The organism is Bacillus sp. OTU530, from assembly GCF_038440375.1.
This window is the reverse complement of the sequence record NZ_JASATP010000017.1, coordinates 12,509-29,318: the sequence shown is the minus strand read 5'-3', so window position 1 is coordinate 29,318 and position 16,810 is coordinate 12,509. Positions and strand designations below refer to the sequence as shown.

At 40.5% G+C, this 16,810-nt stretch carries 15 protein-coding genes and 1 riboswitch; of the genes, 7 read left to right on the top strand and 8 right to left on the bottom strand.

Annotated features, from left to right (window positions below):
• Positions 1-56: 56 nt before the first annotated feature.
• The 3 genes from AAHB12_RS14160 to AAHB12_RS14150 are packed head-to-tail and all read right to left on the bottom strand — an operon-like array spanning position 57 to position 4,155.
• Positions 57-1,949, bottom strand: a complete 1,893-nt coding sequence (locus AAHB12_RS14160; protein WP_342045725.1) for an ABC transporter ATP-binding protein — start codon at positions 1,947-1,949, stop codon at positions 57-59.
• Positions 1,946-3,673, bottom strand: coding sequence for an ABC transporter ATP-binding protein (locus AAHB12_RS14155; RefSeq protein WP_342045724.1), 1,728 nt, complete (start codon positions 3,671-3,673; stop codon positions 1,946-1,948). Before AAHB12_RS14155 ends, AAHB12_RS14160 begins: the two co-directional genes overlap by 4 nt.
• On the bottom strand, positions 3,667-4,155 hold the full coding sequence (locus tag AAHB12_RS14150; protein ID WP_342045723.1) for a MarR family winged helix-turn-helix transcriptional regulator: 489 nt from the start codon (positions 4,153-4,155) through the stop codon (positions 3,667-3,669). The genes AAHB12_RS14155 and AAHB12_RS14150 overlap by 7 nt, the downstream gene beginning before the upstream one ends.
• 259 nt (positions 4,156-4,414) lie before the next feature.
• Positions 4,415-4,722, top strand: a riboswitch (cobalamin riboswitch).
• 209 nt (positions 4,723-4,931) lie between these two features.
• Here AAHB12_RS14150 and bluB point away from each other — a divergent pair.
• Positions 4,932-5,573: a 5,6-dimethylbenzimidazole synthase gene (bluB, locus tag AAHB12_RS14145; RefSeq protein ID WP_129729169.1), complete on the top strand. Its 642-nt coding sequence runs from the start codon at positions 4,932-4,934 to the stop codon at positions 5,571-5,573.
• Positions 5,574-5,764: 191 nt separating this feature from the next.
• Here the strand turns inward: bluB and AAHB12_RS14140 are convergent, their stop codons facing one another.
• A complete protein-coding gene (locus tag AAHB12_RS14140) occupies positions 5,765-6,073 on the bottom strand; it encodes a DUF4870 domain-containing protein (RefSeq protein ID WP_129729170.1) in 309 nt (102 codons plus the stop codon).
• Between the two features lie 245 nt (positions 6,074-6,318).
• On the opposite strand from AAHB12_RS14140, the gene AAHB12_RS14135 reads away from it, so the two are divergent.
• Positions 6,319-7,287, top strand: a complete 969-nt coding sequence (locus AAHB12_RS14135) for an MEDS domain-containing protein (RefSeq protein WP_342045722.1) — start codon at positions 6,319-6,321, stop codon at positions 7,285-7,287.
• Positions 7,288-7,294: 7 nt separating this feature from the next.
• Entirely contained in the window at positions 7,295-7,630 is a 336-nt protein-coding gene (locus AAHB12_RS14130; RefSeq protein WP_342045721.1) for an ATP-binding protein, read from the top strand.
• A 155-nt stretch (positions 7,631-7,785) separates the two neighbouring features.
• Here the strand turns inward: AAHB12_RS14130 and AAHB12_RS14125 are convergent, their stop codons facing one another.
• Both AAHB12_RS14125 and AAHB12_RS14120 read right to left on the bottom strand, forming a co-directional pair.
• Positions 7,786-8,580 carry an endonuclease/exonuclease/phosphatase family protein gene (locus AAHB12_RS14125; protein WP_129729172.1) on the bottom strand — a complete coding sequence of 265 codons (795 nt, stop codon included), beginning with the start codon at positions 8,578-8,580 and terminating at the stop codon, positions 7,786-7,788.
• 3 nt (positions 8,581-8,583) lie between these two features.
• Positions 8,584-10,230 (bottom strand): PTS transporter subunit IIBC, encoded by a 1,647-nt coding sequence (locus tag AAHB12_RS14120; RefSeq protein WP_129729173.1) that lies wholly within the window; start codon positions 10,228-10,230, stop codon positions 8,584-8,586.
• A gap of 381 nt (positions 10,231-10,611) precedes the next feature.
• Between AAHB12_RS14120 and AAHB12_RS14115 the strand changes: the two genes are divergently transcribed.
• Positions 10,612-12,279, top strand: coding sequence for a glycoside hydrolase family 13 protein (locus AAHB12_RS14115; RefSeq protein WP_342045720.1), 1,668 nt, complete (start codon positions 10,612-10,614; stop codon positions 12,277-12,279).
• Between the two features lie 152 nt (positions 12,280-12,431).
• Positions 12,432-13,139: a 23S rRNA pseudouridine(2604) synthase RluF gene (gene rluF, locus AAHB12_RS14110; RefSeq protein WP_342045719.1), complete on the top strand. Its 708-nt coding sequence runs from the start codon at positions 12,432-12,434 to the stop codon at positions 13,137-13,139.
• Positions 13,140-13,208: 69 nt separating this feature from the next.
• On the opposite strand, the gene AAHB12_RS14105 is transcribed toward rluF, so the two are convergent.
• Positions 13,209-13,340 (bottom strand): hypothetical protein, encoded by a 132-nt coding sequence (locus AAHB12_RS14105; protein WP_342045718.1) that lies wholly within the window; start codon positions 13,338-13,340, stop codon positions 13,209-13,211.
• 140 nt (positions 13,341-13,480) lie between these two features.
• Between AAHB12_RS14105 and AAHB12_RS14100 the strand changes: the two genes are divergently transcribed.
• The gene (locus tag AAHB12_RS14100) at positions 13,481-13,630 is read left to right on the top strand and encodes a hypothetical protein (RefSeq protein ID WP_342045717.1); all 150 of its coding nucleotides are present in this window, start codon (positions 13,481-13,483) and stop codon (positions 13,628-13,630) included.
• Between the two features lie 273 nt (positions 13,631-13,903).
• Here AAHB12_RS14100 and AAHB12_RS14095 read toward each other — a convergent pair whose 3' ends face one another.
• Positions 13,904-14,788, bottom strand: a complete 885-nt coding sequence (locus tag AAHB12_RS14095) for a phosphatidylinositol-specific phospholipase C/glycerophosphodiester phosphodiesterase family protein (protein ID WP_342045716.1) — start codon at positions 14,786-14,788, stop codon at positions 13,904-13,906.
• A 466-nt stretch (positions 14,789-15,254) separates the two neighbouring features.
• Between AAHB12_RS14095 and AAHB12_RS14090 the strand changes: the two genes are divergently transcribed.
• Complete coding sequence (locus AAHB12_RS14090) at positions 15,255-16,532, top strand: erythromycin esterase family protein (RefSeq protein ID WP_342045715.1); 1,278 nt, start codon at positions 15,255-15,257, stop codon at positions 16,530-16,532.
• Positions 16,533-16,810: the final 278 nt, after the last annotated feature.

Sequence of the window (16,810 nt, the reverse complement as noted above, 5' to 3'; positions counted from 1 at the left end):
AAAGACTGACATCAAAAGATATATATCCTATATCCTCTGCATCAGTCCCTTATTTCTTACATAGCAGGCTCTTCTTCACCAAACTGACTGTTGTACAAGTCAGCATAAAATCCATTTTGCTGCAGCAATTCATAATGCGTTCCTTGCTCAATAACTGTCCCTTGATTCATTACCAAAATTAAATCCGCATCCTTAATCGTGGAGAGACGATGCGCAATAACAAAACTCGTGCGCCCTTGCATGAGTCTGGTCATCGCTTTTTGTATATGCACTTCTGTTCGTGTATCAACGCTGCTCGTTGCCTCATCTAAAATCATAATCGCAGGGTCTGCCAAAATAGCACGGGCGATTGTAAGCAATTGTCGCTGCCCTTGCGAAATATTAGATGCATCTTCATTAAGCACAGTATCGTAGCCATTAGGCAGCGTTCGAATGAAATGATCGGCATACGCCGCTTTTGCTGCCTCCCGTATCTCCTCATCTGTTGCATCCAATCTGCCATATGCAATATTCTCTCGAATAGTACCGTTAAACAGCCATGTATCCTGCAGTACCATTCCAAACATTGCCCGCAAATTTTCTCGTGATAGCTTGCGCGTGTCCACCCCGTCAATTGTAATCGCACCGCCCTTTAGTTCATAAAAACGCATGAGCAAATTGATGAGTGTCGTTTTGCCAGCACCAGTTGGACCAACAATTGCTACGATTTGGCCTGGCTTTACATCCAGATTCATATCTTGAATGAGCAACGCAGCCTCTTTATAGCCAAAGTCCACATGCTCAAATACCACATGCCCCTTCACTGTCGGCAGATTTGTTAGATTTGTTAGATTCGTTGCTTCTTTTACTTCCTCTTGTTCATCCAGCAATTCAAAAACGCGCTCTGCTGCAGCAATAGTTGATTGAATAATATTAGCAATATTTGCTGTTTGGGTAATCGGCTGCGAAAACTGCCTGGAGTATTGAATAAACGCTTGAATATCACCAATTGCAATAAAGCCCTTGGTCACATAAATCCCGCCGACAATACAGATGAATACATAGCCAAGATTGCTGACAAACATCATCAGCGGCATAATGATGCCAGAGATAAATTGGGCACGCCAGCCGGCATCGTATAGCTTTTCATTAACTTCATCAAATGTTTCTTTTGCCTTTTCCTCATGTCCAAATGCTTTAATAATTTGATGTCCGGTATACATCTCTTCAATATGCCCATTCAATTGTCCCAGTGACTTTTGCTGGTTGGCAAAATACTTCTGCGAACGCAGCATAATTGGTTTTAAAACGAAAATCGAGAGCGCAATGGACACGACACTGATTAAAGTAAGCACCGGACTAATGGTTAACATCATAATAATAATTCCAATAATTGTAACAATCGAGGTGATAAATTGTGTAATACTTTGTTGAAGTGTGCTACCGATTGTATCAATATCATTTGTTACCCGGCTCAGCGTATCACCATGAGAATGTTCATCATAGTATTTCAGCGGCAGCCTTGATAGCTTCTCACTGACCTCCGTCCGTAAATCATACACAACCTTTTGCGAAACATCGGACATAATATACTGCTGCAGGTAGCTAAACAATGCACTGATAATATACAGCCCGACCAATAGAAGCAGAATATTTTTAATATAGGTAAAATCAATGGCTGCACCAGGAAGCCCTTTCCATTTCATCATGGCGCCTTCAAATAATTTTGTCGTGACCTTTCCCATCAGCTTCGGACCGACAATTAAAAAAATCGTGCTGAGAATCGCCGTGAGGAACACAGCCATTAAATGCAGCCGACGCGGCTGCAAATACGTGAGCAAACGGCGAAATGTGCCCTTAAAATCTTTGATTTTAGCACCTTGCACCATCATATTGCCGCCGGGACCAAAGCCTGGCCTAAAGCCGCCCGGATGACCGCCAGGACGCGGATGTTTGTCTGACGTACTCATGCACTTTCCTCCTCTGACAATTGTGATGCAACGATTTCGCGATATACCCCACATCGCTCAAGCAATTGTTCATGTGTACCAATATCTTCTACTTTTCCTTCATCCAACACAATGATTTGATCAGCATGCAGTACGGTGCTAACACGTTGAGCAACGATTAATACTGCCCTATCAACTGTTTCTATCTTTAAAGCACTGCGCAGCTTCGCATCAGTTTTAAAATCAAGCGCTGAAAAGCTATCATCAAAAATGTATAGCTCCGGCTTACGAACAAGCGCCCGCGCAATTGACAAGCGCTGCTTTTGACCGCCTGAGAGGTTTGTTCCACCTTGCGCAATAATGGATTCATAGCCCTCCTCCATTTGTTCAATAAAACCTGCGGCCTGTGCAATTTGAGCAGCATGTATAATCTCCTCGTCTGTTGCATCCTCCTTGCCATAGCGAATATTTTCACGGATGGTTCCTGAAAATAGCACTGCTTTTTGCGGGACAAAACCGATTTTAGATCGCAGCTCCGTCTGCTTCATTTTCTGGATATTCACACCGCCTATACGAATTTCTCCCGCATCAATATCATAAAAGCGAGGAATTAGGTTTACGAGCGTGGACTTGCCGGCACCTGTCCCGCCGATAATAGCCGTTACTTGACCAGGCTTTGCTCGAAATGAAATCTCCGATAACGCAGGCATTTGCGCACCAGGATAACGGAAGGTGACTCGGTCAAATTCGAGATCACCGCAGTTTTCATCCGCTGTTGCTGTAACGTCTGCATCAACAATGCTCGGCTCCATACCAAGTACTTCGTTGATGCGGGCTGCTGATGCGGCAGCCCGCGGCACCATAATAAACATCATCGAAGCCATAATGAGTGCAAACATAATTTGAGTCACATATTGCATAAACGCCATTAAGTCACCAACTTGCATATTGCCTGTATCAACGCGAAGTCCGCCAAACCAAAGAATGGCGACTGTCGTTAAATTGAAAATCAGCATCATTGCCGGCATCATATATGCCATAATTTTATTCACTCGAATAGAAACGCTCATGAAATCATAGTTTGCTGTTTCAAACCGCTTTTGTTCATAAGGATCGCGATTAAAGGCGCGTACAACTCGAACTCCCATTAAGCCCTCGCGAAGAATTAAATTAAGCGTATCGAGTTTTGTTTGCATGACTTTAAAAAGCGGAAGCCCTTTGGACATAACAAGGAAAATCGTCAAAGCCAAAATTGGGATAATTGCTACAATTACAAGTGATAGCTTTGCATCCTTTGTCACTGCCATGATCACCCCGCCAACAAACATAATCGGGGCGCTAAGCACCATCCGCATGAGCATCACAAGCACTTGCTGTACTTGCGTAATATCATTCGTTGTTCGGGTAATAAGGGAAGCTGTTCCTATCTTGTCAAATTCCTGAAGTGAAAATGCCTCAACACGTGAAAAAACCCGTTTGCGCAGCTGTTTGCCAAACCCCATTGCAGCCTTCGATGAAAAATAGCTGGCAACCACTGAGCAAGCTGCCCCAATCGCCGCAATGAGCAGCATAAGAGCGCCGATTCGCAAAATATAGTTCGTATCTCCTTTTACAACACCGGTATCAATAATATCTGACATTAATGTTGGCAAATAGAGATCAGACATGGACTGGATGAAGACAAGCACCAGCACTCCCGCAATCATCCCAGCAAATGGCCGTAACTGACGAAATAGTTTTAACAACGAGCATCCTCTCCGTTCTCTGTCGTTTCTGTATCTATCATCAATTCATACAATTGCTGGTGGAGTTCTAATAATGTGTGGATGGATTCCTCTGATAGTTGCGACAGGACACCCATCATTTTTTGATATACTCCATTTGGCTCATTATGCATAAGCAGTACTTGCTCTCTGCCAGCCTCAGTTAATTCAAGCTCTACCTCTCGACGATTTTCTTCTGGGATGCTGCGCTTTAGAAATCCTAGCGTTACCAAGCCATCGACACTTGTACTCAGCGTACTTTTCGGAAATAGCAACCGTTCGCCCAAACTCTTTTGCGAAATCACTTGTGCAGGGAACATTGCTTGTAAAATCAAAAACTGCGGCATACTCAAATTACTGTTTTTGATGCTCGCCTGCCCCCATCGTCCAAAGTTTCGTTGAATCCTCCAAAAAGATCGCAACACTTGAATGGTTTGTTCTAATTGTGGGTTATTTTCATTCATATGCTCCCTCTCTTCCTTGTTCATATTTGAACCATTCTAATAAAAACTGTTCTAAAAAGGATAATTAACCTAATGAATTAATTGTATATGTAACATCCAAAATATGCAAGGAAATAACGCTAGTTTGCTTATCTTCCCTTTCATTATTCTTGTAAGGATTCACTGCACAAACCGTGAAGATTATATGCTAAAAATCATTGTTGATGATATGTAACAATTAGCTTGCGAACCATATGTAACCATAGTTTATAATGAATGAAACGAATAAAAATATAAAAGTGCTCAAGACAGAATCTGTTACGAGATAATAGGGAAGTTGGTGAAAATCCAACGCAGCCCCCGCTACTGTAAACGTTAAAGAAAACTCGCCAATTGGCAAGCCCTGCTCCCTGGGCGAAGACAGAGGCGCAGCTCTACTTACACTGTATTCCTAAAACTTCTGGCTACGTCGCATTCACTTCTAGTTAGAAATTTATACCTTCCCACAGTGTGAAATAGCATTGCCCGGAAAGAAAGACAATCGGGTAGTTACGAAGCCAGGAGACCTGCTTTTATATACTAGTTCCAATTTCTTCGGTGGGAAGGAAAGGATTTCATACGTATATTGATAGAATCTCCCCATATTCTGTCAATATGCTTATTTGAAAACCTTAGCTTCAATGGTTAAGGTTTTTTGTATTACATACTCCTTTCACGCAAGAAGAGCATATCAGCTGCTATTAAGAAACTTATACCTTTCCGTACAAATACAAATAAGACTAGGTGGTGTTGAAGCTTTGTTTACTCATGAAGAAAAAGATGCGATTTATAAAGTAATAGAAAAGAGAAGAGATATTAGAAGTTTTCTCCCTGACGCGGTGCCGCAGGAAGCAGTGGCACGTATATTAGAAGCTGCGCATCATGCACCTTCGGTTGGATTTATGCAGCCTTGGAATTTTATTTTAATCCAATCGGATGAACTGAAAAATCGCTTAGCTTGGGCCGCAGATAAAGAAAGACGGGCACTTGCGATCCATTATGAACAAGATGAGCGGGCCGCAAAATTCCTTAATCTCAAAATTGAGGGCATGAAAGAGGCGCCTTTAACAATCTGCGTTACATGCGATCCTTCCCGGGGAGGCTCGCACGTACTAGGTCGTAATTCGATTCCTGAAACTGACATCATGTCAACCGCCTGTGCTATTCAAAATATGTGGTTAGCCGCTTGTGCTGAAGGGTTGGCGATGGGCTGGGTGAGCTTTTATAAAAAGTCGGATATTCGAGACATTTTAGAAATTCCTCCTCATATTGATCCAATAGCTTTAGTTTCTATTGGATACACGGACACATATCCGACAGCTCCTATTTTAGAAACAGCGAACTGGGAGAAAAGGCGGGCATTAGAGAAGCTTATCTTTCATGAAAAATGGGGACAGTAAAGAAAACTCGCCGGCTGGCAAGCCCTGCTCCCTGGCAAAGACAGAGACGTAGCCCTACTTATACTTTATCCCTAAAATTTCTCGCCACGTCGAGTTGGCTTCTAGCTAGAAATTTATACATTCTTAAATATGTAATACAAAAGCAAAACGGGTGTCTCAGCGTGGAGACACCCGTTTCTTTCTATTAATTATTAGGCAAACAATGCACCAATAATCGGATAGCGGAATGGACGGTCATCCAGCGCACGGATAATGCCCATAATCGGAGCAATCAATGCCATCAGTCCAAACACGATAAGAAATGGTATGCCAATCAAAATCCAAGAAAAGAATATTGAAATGGAAATCAATACACCCATAACAAGGTGAAAAATTACTGCCTGCAGCGATAAGCTTTTTACTTCTCGATTTGAGCTAAGAAAATATACGATAATAGGAACTAACACCGGTGCAAACCATGTGCTAGCATGAACAAGGATCTTAAGTCCCTTATGTTCCATTTGAGCTGAACTCCTTTTTAATTATATTTTGTTTTGCTATATTTTTATTATACAACAGTTCATAACTCAAGTTCATAAGACCTAAGACTGATTTTTTATCAATCACCTTAGTAATTTTTCATACCAGCTTGGATGAACGCGAAAGTGGAAAAGATTATTCCTTTAAAAGTCGATGTATTTTAAGTATAATTTAATTGAATAGTCAAAAATGTATACATTTTATATTTCTTCTACAGGAGATACAAATGAAATATGATTTTGTAAAATTAAATGAAATAATAGAGCTATCAAATGGTGGTCATATACTATATGTTTATGAAGATACAGAATGTTATGTAAACAATGCAGTGTCGTATATAGTTAGCGGTCTCGAGCAAAAACATCATCTATTGGTGGTAGATAATCGGGAACTATTACTACTTATTAATCAAAAACTGGAAAACATCCTTCCCGAGGAAAAGCTAGCCATGGTACATTACACAGATAACTTTGATTTTTATCAGATGCATGGAAATTTTGATGTGAAGAGCATTGTAAATCATTTTGAGCAAATATTAGAGCCTTTTTTCAAGAAAGACATCTCTATCCGTACATGGGCACATGTTGATTGGAAAGAACAAGATAATATAGCTTCCATTCTTAAAGAATTTGAAGATCGGGCAGATTGTTGTATAAAAGATGCAGGACTCGTTTCTGTTTGTGCTTATGACGCTCATACGCTAACTGTTCCTCTTCAAATGGATTTAATGCGCAGTCACGAATATTTCATGACAGACAAAGAACTTACTCGGTCTTACTTGTATAGAAATACAAAAAAAACAGTAATTTTCCCTTCGCTTTCTGTCCAAATTAAAATGCAATCGGAAATGGATTTATATAAGCAAAAACTAGATTTTGTACATGTTGTATCCCACGAGGTGAGAAATCCTCTTACTGTAATCAAAGCATATTGTTCTATCATATTAGAGCAAGGATTGAATTCCATCGAAGAGAACCTCAGTAAAATTAAAGATATAAGAGACTATGTCGATGTAATTGATAATGAAATGAATTATATTATTCATACAGAACAGATGCTGTCCAATGATTTGCTTTGGAAGAAAGAACTTGTTGAGCCATTACCTGTGATTCGAGACGTCATTGAATTTATGACCATTAAAGCACGTACGTACGCAAAATCTAGAGCTTCAACATACGCTCGACTTGCAAGGTAACGAAAAGATGTATACGAATAAGATTGGTTTAAAACTAATTTTATCAAATCTCTTAAGCAATGCCATTAAATATAGTTATGAACAATCCATCGTTACACTTTCCGTTTTAGCTGCTCATGATAAAATTGTCATGAAAGTGAAGGATCACGGGATAGGAATGACTGAAGAACAAACAAGGGCATTATTTAAAAAATACGGGAAATTCAATCCTCATAAAAGCGGTTTGGGAATAGGCCTGTATATGGTAAAGGAACTTATCGACCATTTTGAAGGATTCATCCGCATAGATAGCCAGCTTGGTGCAGGAACAGAGGCTATAGTAGAATTACCGTTAAAGCAATAAGCAAAACAGGCTGTAGAGCAACTTGCTCCACAGCCTGTTTTACACTATAGGAAAGTATAAATTTCCAACTAAAAGTGATTCGACGTAGCCAGAAATTTTAGGAATACAGTGTAAGTGGGGCTACGCCAAATAGCGAGTTTTCTTTATAACAAACATTATTCTTCATCCACCAAAGCCTCTACCCCAAAATGATCAGAGACGACCGATCGATTTACATCGTTAAAAATCACTTGTGAATAGGCTACTTGGCACGGCTGATTCGTCAAAATCAAATCAATTCGCAAATCTTGCTTATTTTGATCCCAGCCGGCAATCTTTCCTTGCACCGTTACACCACTATCCTTTTCCTTCGCAAGGCTATAAATATCGTACAAGCCATGCTGTATAAGATATTCATATCCCTCACCCTTCAAGTCGGCATGATTATTAAAATCACCCATCAGGAAAAATCGCTCTTCCCCCTGCACATGCTCAAGGAGAGATTTTGCTTGATGCACAAATGGTTCTTCCTCATCATGCCACCAGCCAAGATGACAGGAGTAGAAGGAAACCAGCTCCTCCTTATAACGTATGCTTGCACCAACAATCTTTCTTGTTTTCCACTTCATAATATCTTGACTTTGTGAAACGAAAAACGAATGCTTTCCTTCGATTGGATGCTTTGAGAGAATCGCAAGCCCTTCTTCATATGCCCCATAGCTAAAGTGAGAAAGATCCCATACATACTCGTAATCAGTAACACCAAGCCTTTGCAGTGCTTCCAGTAAAACAATAATATAATTGCCGCTTTTGACGTTTTCTCGTACCACCTGTCCATCAGTAGGCTGGCTTACTTCCTGTAACGCAATCACATCATAAGCGTTTTCTTGAATAGCCTTCGCGAGAGTGTCAATTTTTCCAAGCTGATTCTCTTCCCGCCATGCATGGCAGTTTAATGTTAATAATTTCATTCTTTACGCTCCTAATCGGTCTTGAATGTCAGATTTTAATACATCCGCCTTCGGTCCGTAGATGGCCTGTACCCCCTTATCCTTCAAGATAAGCCCCAGTGCACCGTTTTGCTTCCACTGCTGCTCGGCGGCAACGCTATCAATATTTTTTACAGTTACACGTAAACGAGTCATACAAGCATCTACATCTTCAATATTTTCTTTTCCGCCAAGCAAACCAATAATTGTGGCAGCAAGGGAATCATCCCCAGTATTCTCAGCTTGGCTGCCTTGTGTTGCTGCACTTGTCTCTTCCTCGATATAGTTTCCTGCACGGCCAGGAGTTGCATAGTTGAATTTCTTAATGAGGAAGTTTGCTACAAAAAAGTTTAACGCAAAGAATACTGCACAAGCAATTAAAAAGTTAACCAAATCCAACCATAAGCCGGCCTTAATGCTCATTGGTGTACGTGTTAGCAGCTCAATAAATCCAAAGGAGTGAATACGAATATGAATCAAATCGACAACTGCAAATGCAAGCCCTGTCATAATTGCATACACAATATATAAAACAGGAGCGACAAACATAAACATAAACTCAATCGGCTCTGTTACACCTGTTAAGAATACTGCCAATCCCGCAGAAAGAAACATTGATTTATATTTCGACCGCTTTTCCTTATCAACATTTAGATACATCGCTAACGCAATCGCCGGCAGCGCTACAGTTGAAAGAATCATTTGTCCTACTTTAAAACGTGCTGGTGTCACATCATGCAATAATTGTTTGTAGCCCTCTGTATCCCCTGCTGCAAGCAAGTTATTTAAATCCGCAACCCAAGCAAGCCATAATGGGTCTTGCCCCGATACGATGCTTCCTGCATTAGACCCAGTTAAAATTTTATATGTGCCGCCTAGGTCTGTGTAGTTCATTGGAATCGTTAACATATGATGCAAACCAAACGGCAATAATAGACGCTCTAGCGTACCATAAATAAACGGAGCAATAAATGGTGCCGAACTGCGGGATGATGCAATCCAGTTCCCAAAATCATTTAAAATCCCTTGAATAAATGGCCATACGATAGATAATAAGAGAGCTGCTACAACAGAGCCGCCAATTACAACAAACGGTACAAAGCGCTTACCGTTAAAGAAAGAAAGAGACTGCGGTAACTTATCAAAGTTATAATACTTATTGAATAAGCTTGCTCCTAAGAAACCGGAAATAATTCCTACGAATACCCCCATATTTAATGCTGGCGCTCCAAGGACAGATGTGAAATAATCCTTTACTACTAATTCAGTTCCAAACAAAGAGGTAACTGTTGCATCAGGATTTGCTAACATCTCATTGTTCACCGAAAAAATAGCTCCTGTAATACGATTGATGAGGATAAAAGCAATCAACCCGGCAAACGCACCGCCTGCACGTTCCTTTGCCCAAGATCCCCCAATTGCAACAGCAAATAAGATATGCAAGTTTCCAATTAAACCCCAACCAATGTCCTCGACCACATGTGCAATCGATTCCACAATAGCCATGTCGCCACCCATCATACCAATTAACTTACCAATTGAAACCATCAACCCGGCAGCTGGCATCACTGCTACTACTACAATTAAAGCCTTTCCAAATTTCTGCCAGAAATCAAACGAAGCAAGTTTCATTTTCTACTAACCCCCAACTTTAGAAATCTCCTAAAACATTCTTTACAAGAAACCATAAAACAACAGTCCTTCCCAAAAGCAAACGGTTGCATGGATGTATTGTAATAAAAGTCGTATCATAAATCAACCCTATATCTATTTTTTTATTCCATAATTTTGAATCCTATCAAAATACAAAAAAGCTGGAAAGGAACTTAAATACTTGCTGCGTACCAACGTTTACTGATACTTATTTCCCCTTCTTTTTGCAGAAAAAATTTTCACTATACAAAAAACACACAAGTATCTTATTTAGAAAAAATTATTTTTAGCGCAAACGGTTGCCATCCATTTCGTAAATATGATAATCTGTGTGGTATATAGAGAGGGAGGACATTTTTTATGCAAAAAAAATGGTGGAAAGAAGCAGTAGCTTATCAGATTTACCCGCGCAGCTTTATGGATAGCAACGGAGACGGAATTGGTGATCTGCAAGGAATCATTTCTAAATTAGATTATCTGCAGGACTTGGGAATTGATGTGATTTGGATTTGTCCAATCTATAAATCTCCAAATGAAGATAATGGATACGATATTTCAGATTATCAAGATATCATGGATGAGTTTGGAACTATGAAGGATTTTGATCAGCTATTGGAAGAAGCTCATCAACGAGGAATGAAGATTATTATGGATCTTGTTATCAATCATACCTCAGCCGATCACCCATGGTTTGTCGAATCTCGTTCTAGCAAGGATAACCCAAAACGGGACTATTACATCTGGGCAGATCCGAAAGAGGATGGCACGGAGCCCAATAACTGGGAAAGTATTTTCAGCGGTTCCGCTTGGGAGTACGATGAACAAACAGCGCAGTACTATATGCATATTTTCGCAACAAGGCAGCCCGATTTAAACTGGGAAAACCCTAAAGTTCGCCAAGACTTGTATGCAATGGTCAATTGGTGGCTTGATAAAGGAATTGACGGCTTCCGTATCGATGCCATTTCCCATATTAAAAAGGTACCAGGATTCCCTGAGCTACCAAATCCAGAGAAGCAGCGCTATGTGCCTTCCTTAGACGGTCATATGAATCGTGAAGGTATTCATGTATTTTTAGAAGAGCTAAAGCAAGAAACATTTGATAAATATGATATTATGACTGTTGGTGAAGCCAATGGCGTCACACCGGCGGATGCCCACCTATGGGTAGGAGAAGAGCATGGAAAATTTAATATGGTATTCCAATTTGAGCATTTAGAGCTATGGGGCAGAAGTATCGAAAATACAATCAATCTTCCAGCGTTAAAGAAAACGTTTACCACATGGCAAAAAGGGCTTGAAGGTATCGGCTGGAACGCGTTATTCCTTGAAAATCACGACCAGCCTCGTTCTGTTTCCACATGGGGAAATGATACAGCGTATTGGGACCAATCATCCAAAGCTCTTGCAACGATGTATTTCTTGATGCAAGGAACACCTTTTATTTATCAGGGACAGGAAATTGGCATGACAAATGTCCAATTTCATTCAATCGAAGATTATAATGATGTTGCAATCAAAAACTTATATAAATTTGAATTAGAAAACGGAAAAACGCACGATGAAGTAATGGAAATTATTTGGAAGCGCGGGCGTGATAATTCCAGAACACCAATGCAATGGAACGCTGAGCCAAATGGCGGATTTACTACAGGAACTCCATGGCTCAAGGTAAACCCAAATTATCAGGAAATTAATGTACAAAGTGCACTTGAGAATCCCGCATCCATTTATCATTATTACAAAAAACTGATTCAATTGCGCAAAAACAATCCAGCCCTTATATATGGCGCCTATGATGTGCTACTAGAGGAAGACACACAAATTTATGCCTATACAAGAACATGGAAAAATGAAACGATACTCATCCTTACAAATATTTCTGATCAAGAGGCATGCTTTATCTTGCCTGCCAATATAGCATATACATCAGCCGAGCTATTAATGAGCAACCATGATACAGAAAATACGGATATTCAAAATGTATTGTTGCAGCCTTATGAAGCTAGAGTTTACAGACTAGTATAAGAATCACATACATGAATGACCGAGCAAGATTTTTTAAAGAAAACTCGCCGATTGGCGAGTTTTCTTTATTGCTTCATTAGCACTCCCTATTTGTACAAAAAGGGAATTTGCGTTATCTTAAAGACATAATTCTATTTAAAGGTGTGTTTCATTTGCGGATTAATAAGTATATTAGTGAGTCTGGCATTACTTCTCGGCGGGAGGCCGACAAGTGGATTACGAGTAAAAGAGTAACAATTAATGGAGTTGTTGCAGAACTAGGAAGCCAGGTTGAGCCTGGCGATGATGTGCGTGTTGACAATAAACCGATTGTCACTCAGCAGCAGCATGTCTATATCGCGCTAAACAAACCCGTGGGCATCACAAGTACAACCGAACGACATGTGAAAGGCAATATTGTTGACTTCGTCAATCATCCGTTGCGCATTTTTCACATTGGCCGGCTCGATAAGGAATCAGAAGGTTTAATTCTCCTCACCAATGATGGTGACATTGTAAATGAAATCCTGCGAGCAGAAAATAAACATGAAAAGGAGTATATCGTAACGGTAGACCGCCCTATCACTCCTTCCTTCGTAAAAGCAATGGAAGAAGGTGTCGAGATTTTAGATACGGTAACACTGCCTTGTAAGGTAACAAAAATGTCCAAATATGTGTTTAAAATCATTTTAACCCAAGGCTTAAACCGTCAAATTCGCCGTATGTGTGCAGCGCTCGACTACAAGGTTCGCAAGCTACAGCGTGTTCGCATCATGAACATTCACTTAGGCAGTCTTCCTATCGGACAATGGAGAGATTTAACCAAAAATGAATTGGATCAGTTGTTTAAGGAATTACGTTATAAACCGAAGCAAAGGTAAAATAGATTCCCAAGAGTTAAAAGGAAGAACCTACAAAGCATATGATGTGCTTTCTAGGTTTTTCCTTTTTTAAAATTGGTTTGGAAATTGCGTTGTAGTACCTGCCATCAAAGCAGCAGCCAATATGCTCTTCCCCTTCAGCAAAAGCCAGAATAGATACATCCCAATTCTGGCTATCACACCATCCGTAACTAATTTCAAATGTCTTTTCCTTTTTTATTTGTATTTTGGATGTTTTATCTGGTTTTATTCTTTTTAGTGAGGGCAAGATGTATGTCCTAAAGAATGAAAAGAAGAACTTGGATACAAACTATAAAAAAATGATAAAAAGGAGAGTTTATATGTTGAATAAAAAGGGAGTAAAACAAAAAGGAAACTATAATGCACCTGCAAGTCAACAGAAAGCATCAGATATAATCGCAAGTATTGACGAGATGAAGAAAGAACATAAGCCAGAGTATGTCAATATTTATTGGGATGAGTGGAGATAAAGATCTTAAAGAGCTCAAAATTCCTCATAAGCAAACATCAACAATTATATCTGCTTTACAGATAAATTGGATAAATACTAGAAATAGGTACAACTCAGAAGAAGGAGCATACCTGTCACGCAGCATAATAAAAGGGGTATGCTCCTAACTGAATAATCTTAGCCAATTCCATTGAGAAGTTCTTAAAGGCTTACCCAGCTCCCGATCATAACCCATTGCACTGATTGCGTGGCGATCCGCTTCTTTAACTACTAAACCTATCGCGAATTACTCCTATGGTCCAACAAAGCTTATCCCGTCATAAAACAAATAATCTGTATAAATCCCAATCCCCTGCGCCCTATACGCAGCAGCCTCCGCTGGATCATTAATCGTGTGGGCATAGACGAGAATCCCTCTTTTTTGTAAAGCTGTGCGCATATCATCCTTGAGACGAAAAGGAAACGCAGCAACAGCCGTAATATGGTTACGTGCACTCCAATCCGCCAACTGTTCTGGAGATTGGATATTGATATGATGATACAAGGTGTAAATGATATGTTTGAAATCATAGTGCGATTGAATATAGCTAAGCATAGCCGGATCATAAATTTGCGGAATAACACGATCCAATATTTTCGGATCTACCTTTTTTGCTGCTTTCACTAAATAAGAAAATGTCTGGTGAACTTGATTTTTATCTCTTTCCTTTGTATCGGTAATAACATATAAATCCCGATGCTCCTGCATTACCTGTAAAATGTCTTCCCAAGATGCAGGCTGATATTTGCCATGAATTTTTAGCGACATAAAGGTTTCAAACGGAATGGGTCCTGCAACAGGCTGATATGCTTGCCCTAAATATTGATAATGTCCTGGTGTCCAATCATGGCGGGCTACTAAATGGCCGTCTGACGTCATATTTAAATCGATTTCAAACACACGAAATCCTCGTTTATAATTGACGAGAAGCGCATCCAGAGAGTTTGTCACATAGTGCCCCTCGATAAAGCCAAGACCATGAACAACGACTGGCAAATCATGTAGAATAGACTGCGCAGGCTTTTTACTCACATTGCTTGCCTCTCTCCACGCCGCCTCTTGCGGCACTAAAGAAGTGACGAGCCCAGTTGATGACACTTTATGATTGTGTGCGGCGTTTGCCTTCTCACCTTTCATGGGGCTAACTAAAAAAAGGCTAACTAACAGGATTGTGGCTAGCAGGAAGGTCTTCATATTCAACCGCACAAGAAAGCTTGAACTGCCATGTTTTTCGGAGCAGAATCAATCCTGCGCGACCTCCTTTCCTAAATAATATAATCATTATCATGTGAGACACATGACTTATAACAAAGCCTTCCCTTTTCCTCCATGCTCGATTCCCTCTTCTCACTCCCACTCATGAGAAATACAAATCTTATAACAATTAGAATCGTTACCCTGATGATAAAGAGAGATACCATAATTCACCGCATCCAAAAGCCAAACACAAAGGTCATACTAAAAAAAGCGGACAAGGCCCGCCTTTTATGGCAGCGTAGGGGCGGACCGGAGTAAAAGGCTTTCTTCCACAGCGAGCTAACCGATACGGCTAGCACTGCCCAGAATTGCACTTTCCTATTCTCTAACAAAAAGGAGGATACAAATGATTGGAACAGATTTATATGTAGAGCAAATTGAGAAAGATGCTATTCGTTTTACTGACGAATCTCATCTAAAGCCCTTGATTCAGACCGCGAGTAGCGCCAAATACGTATTGCTTGGAGAGGCTTCTCATGGAACATCGGAATTTTATACGGTTCGATCCGCTATTACAAAGCAGCTTATTGAAAAGCACGGTTTTTCCTTTATCGCTGTAGAAGGAGATTGGCCTTCTTGCTATGAAGTGAACCGCTATGTAAAAGGAAATGCACCAGAGTATAAAAATGCAACGGAAGCATTACAGGCCTTTAACCGTTGGCCAAGCTGGATGTGGGCAAATGAGGAAATTGTAGAGCTTATAGACTGGCTTTACACCTATAATCAAAAGCTAACGACAGAGCATAAAAAAGTCGGATTCTACGGTATGGATGTGTACAGTCTATGGGAGTCGATGGAAGCTATAATTCAATACTTAGAAAAAATTCAATCTCCTGATGTTGAAAAAGCCAAACAAGCATTTGCATGTTTTGAGCCGTTTCATCGAAAGGCAGAAATGTATGGGGTGTCTGCCGCTTTATATGGAGAGAATTGCATGGAAGAAGTCGTAGCGCTTCTGCAGACAATTCAACAAAACAAGCATACCTATAACAGCGACTCTGAAGCTTCATTAAATATGCAAATCAATGCGCTCGTAACAGCCAATGCAGAAGCCTATTATCATGCAATGGTCACTCATGATGATAAATCATGGAATATTCGGGACCGACATATGGTTGAGGCTCTTGACTTTATCGGACATTATTATGGTGCAGAGGCAAATGGAATCGTTTGGGAGCATAACACCCATATCGGAGATGCTCGGGCTACTGATATGGCAAGACAAGGTCTGGAGAATGTCGGGCAGCTCACTCGTGAAAAATATGGACAAGAACATATTTACTCTATTGGTTTCGGCACGCATCACGGCACTGTAATTGCTGCAAGTAGCTGGGGTGATCCGCTCGAGAAAATGATTGTGCCAAAAGCGAAACGAGGCAGCTGGGAAGATACCCTCCATCAAGCTGGTGCTTTTAATAAATATATTATGTTTACAGAGGAAAATCGCAAGGTATTCCAGCGTACAATCGGGCACCGCGCTATCGGGGTCGTGTATCACCCTGAAATGGAGCATCTTGGAAATTACGTTCCTTCTCGTCTATCAGACAGATACGATGCCTTTATTCACATAGAGGAAACAAATGCTTTGTCTCCATTAAGTGTACAAAAGCTAACTGTCACGTAAGAAAAGCGGACAAGTCCCGTCTTTTATGGCAGCGTAGGGATGGGCCGGAGTAAAAGGCGCTTTTTTCCTTTTGCGGAGGTTCAGCCTGGAGTCTGCCATTTTGGGACTTGGGAGCTAGACATCATCCCAAAAAGTTATTCTTTCTTATCTTCGCCGATTGGCGAAGACAGAGGCGTATCCCTACTTATACTGTATTCCTAAAATTTCTGACTACGTCGAATTCACCTTCCAGCTGGAATTTTATCCTTTCCTACAGTGGAACGAGATATTTCATATAC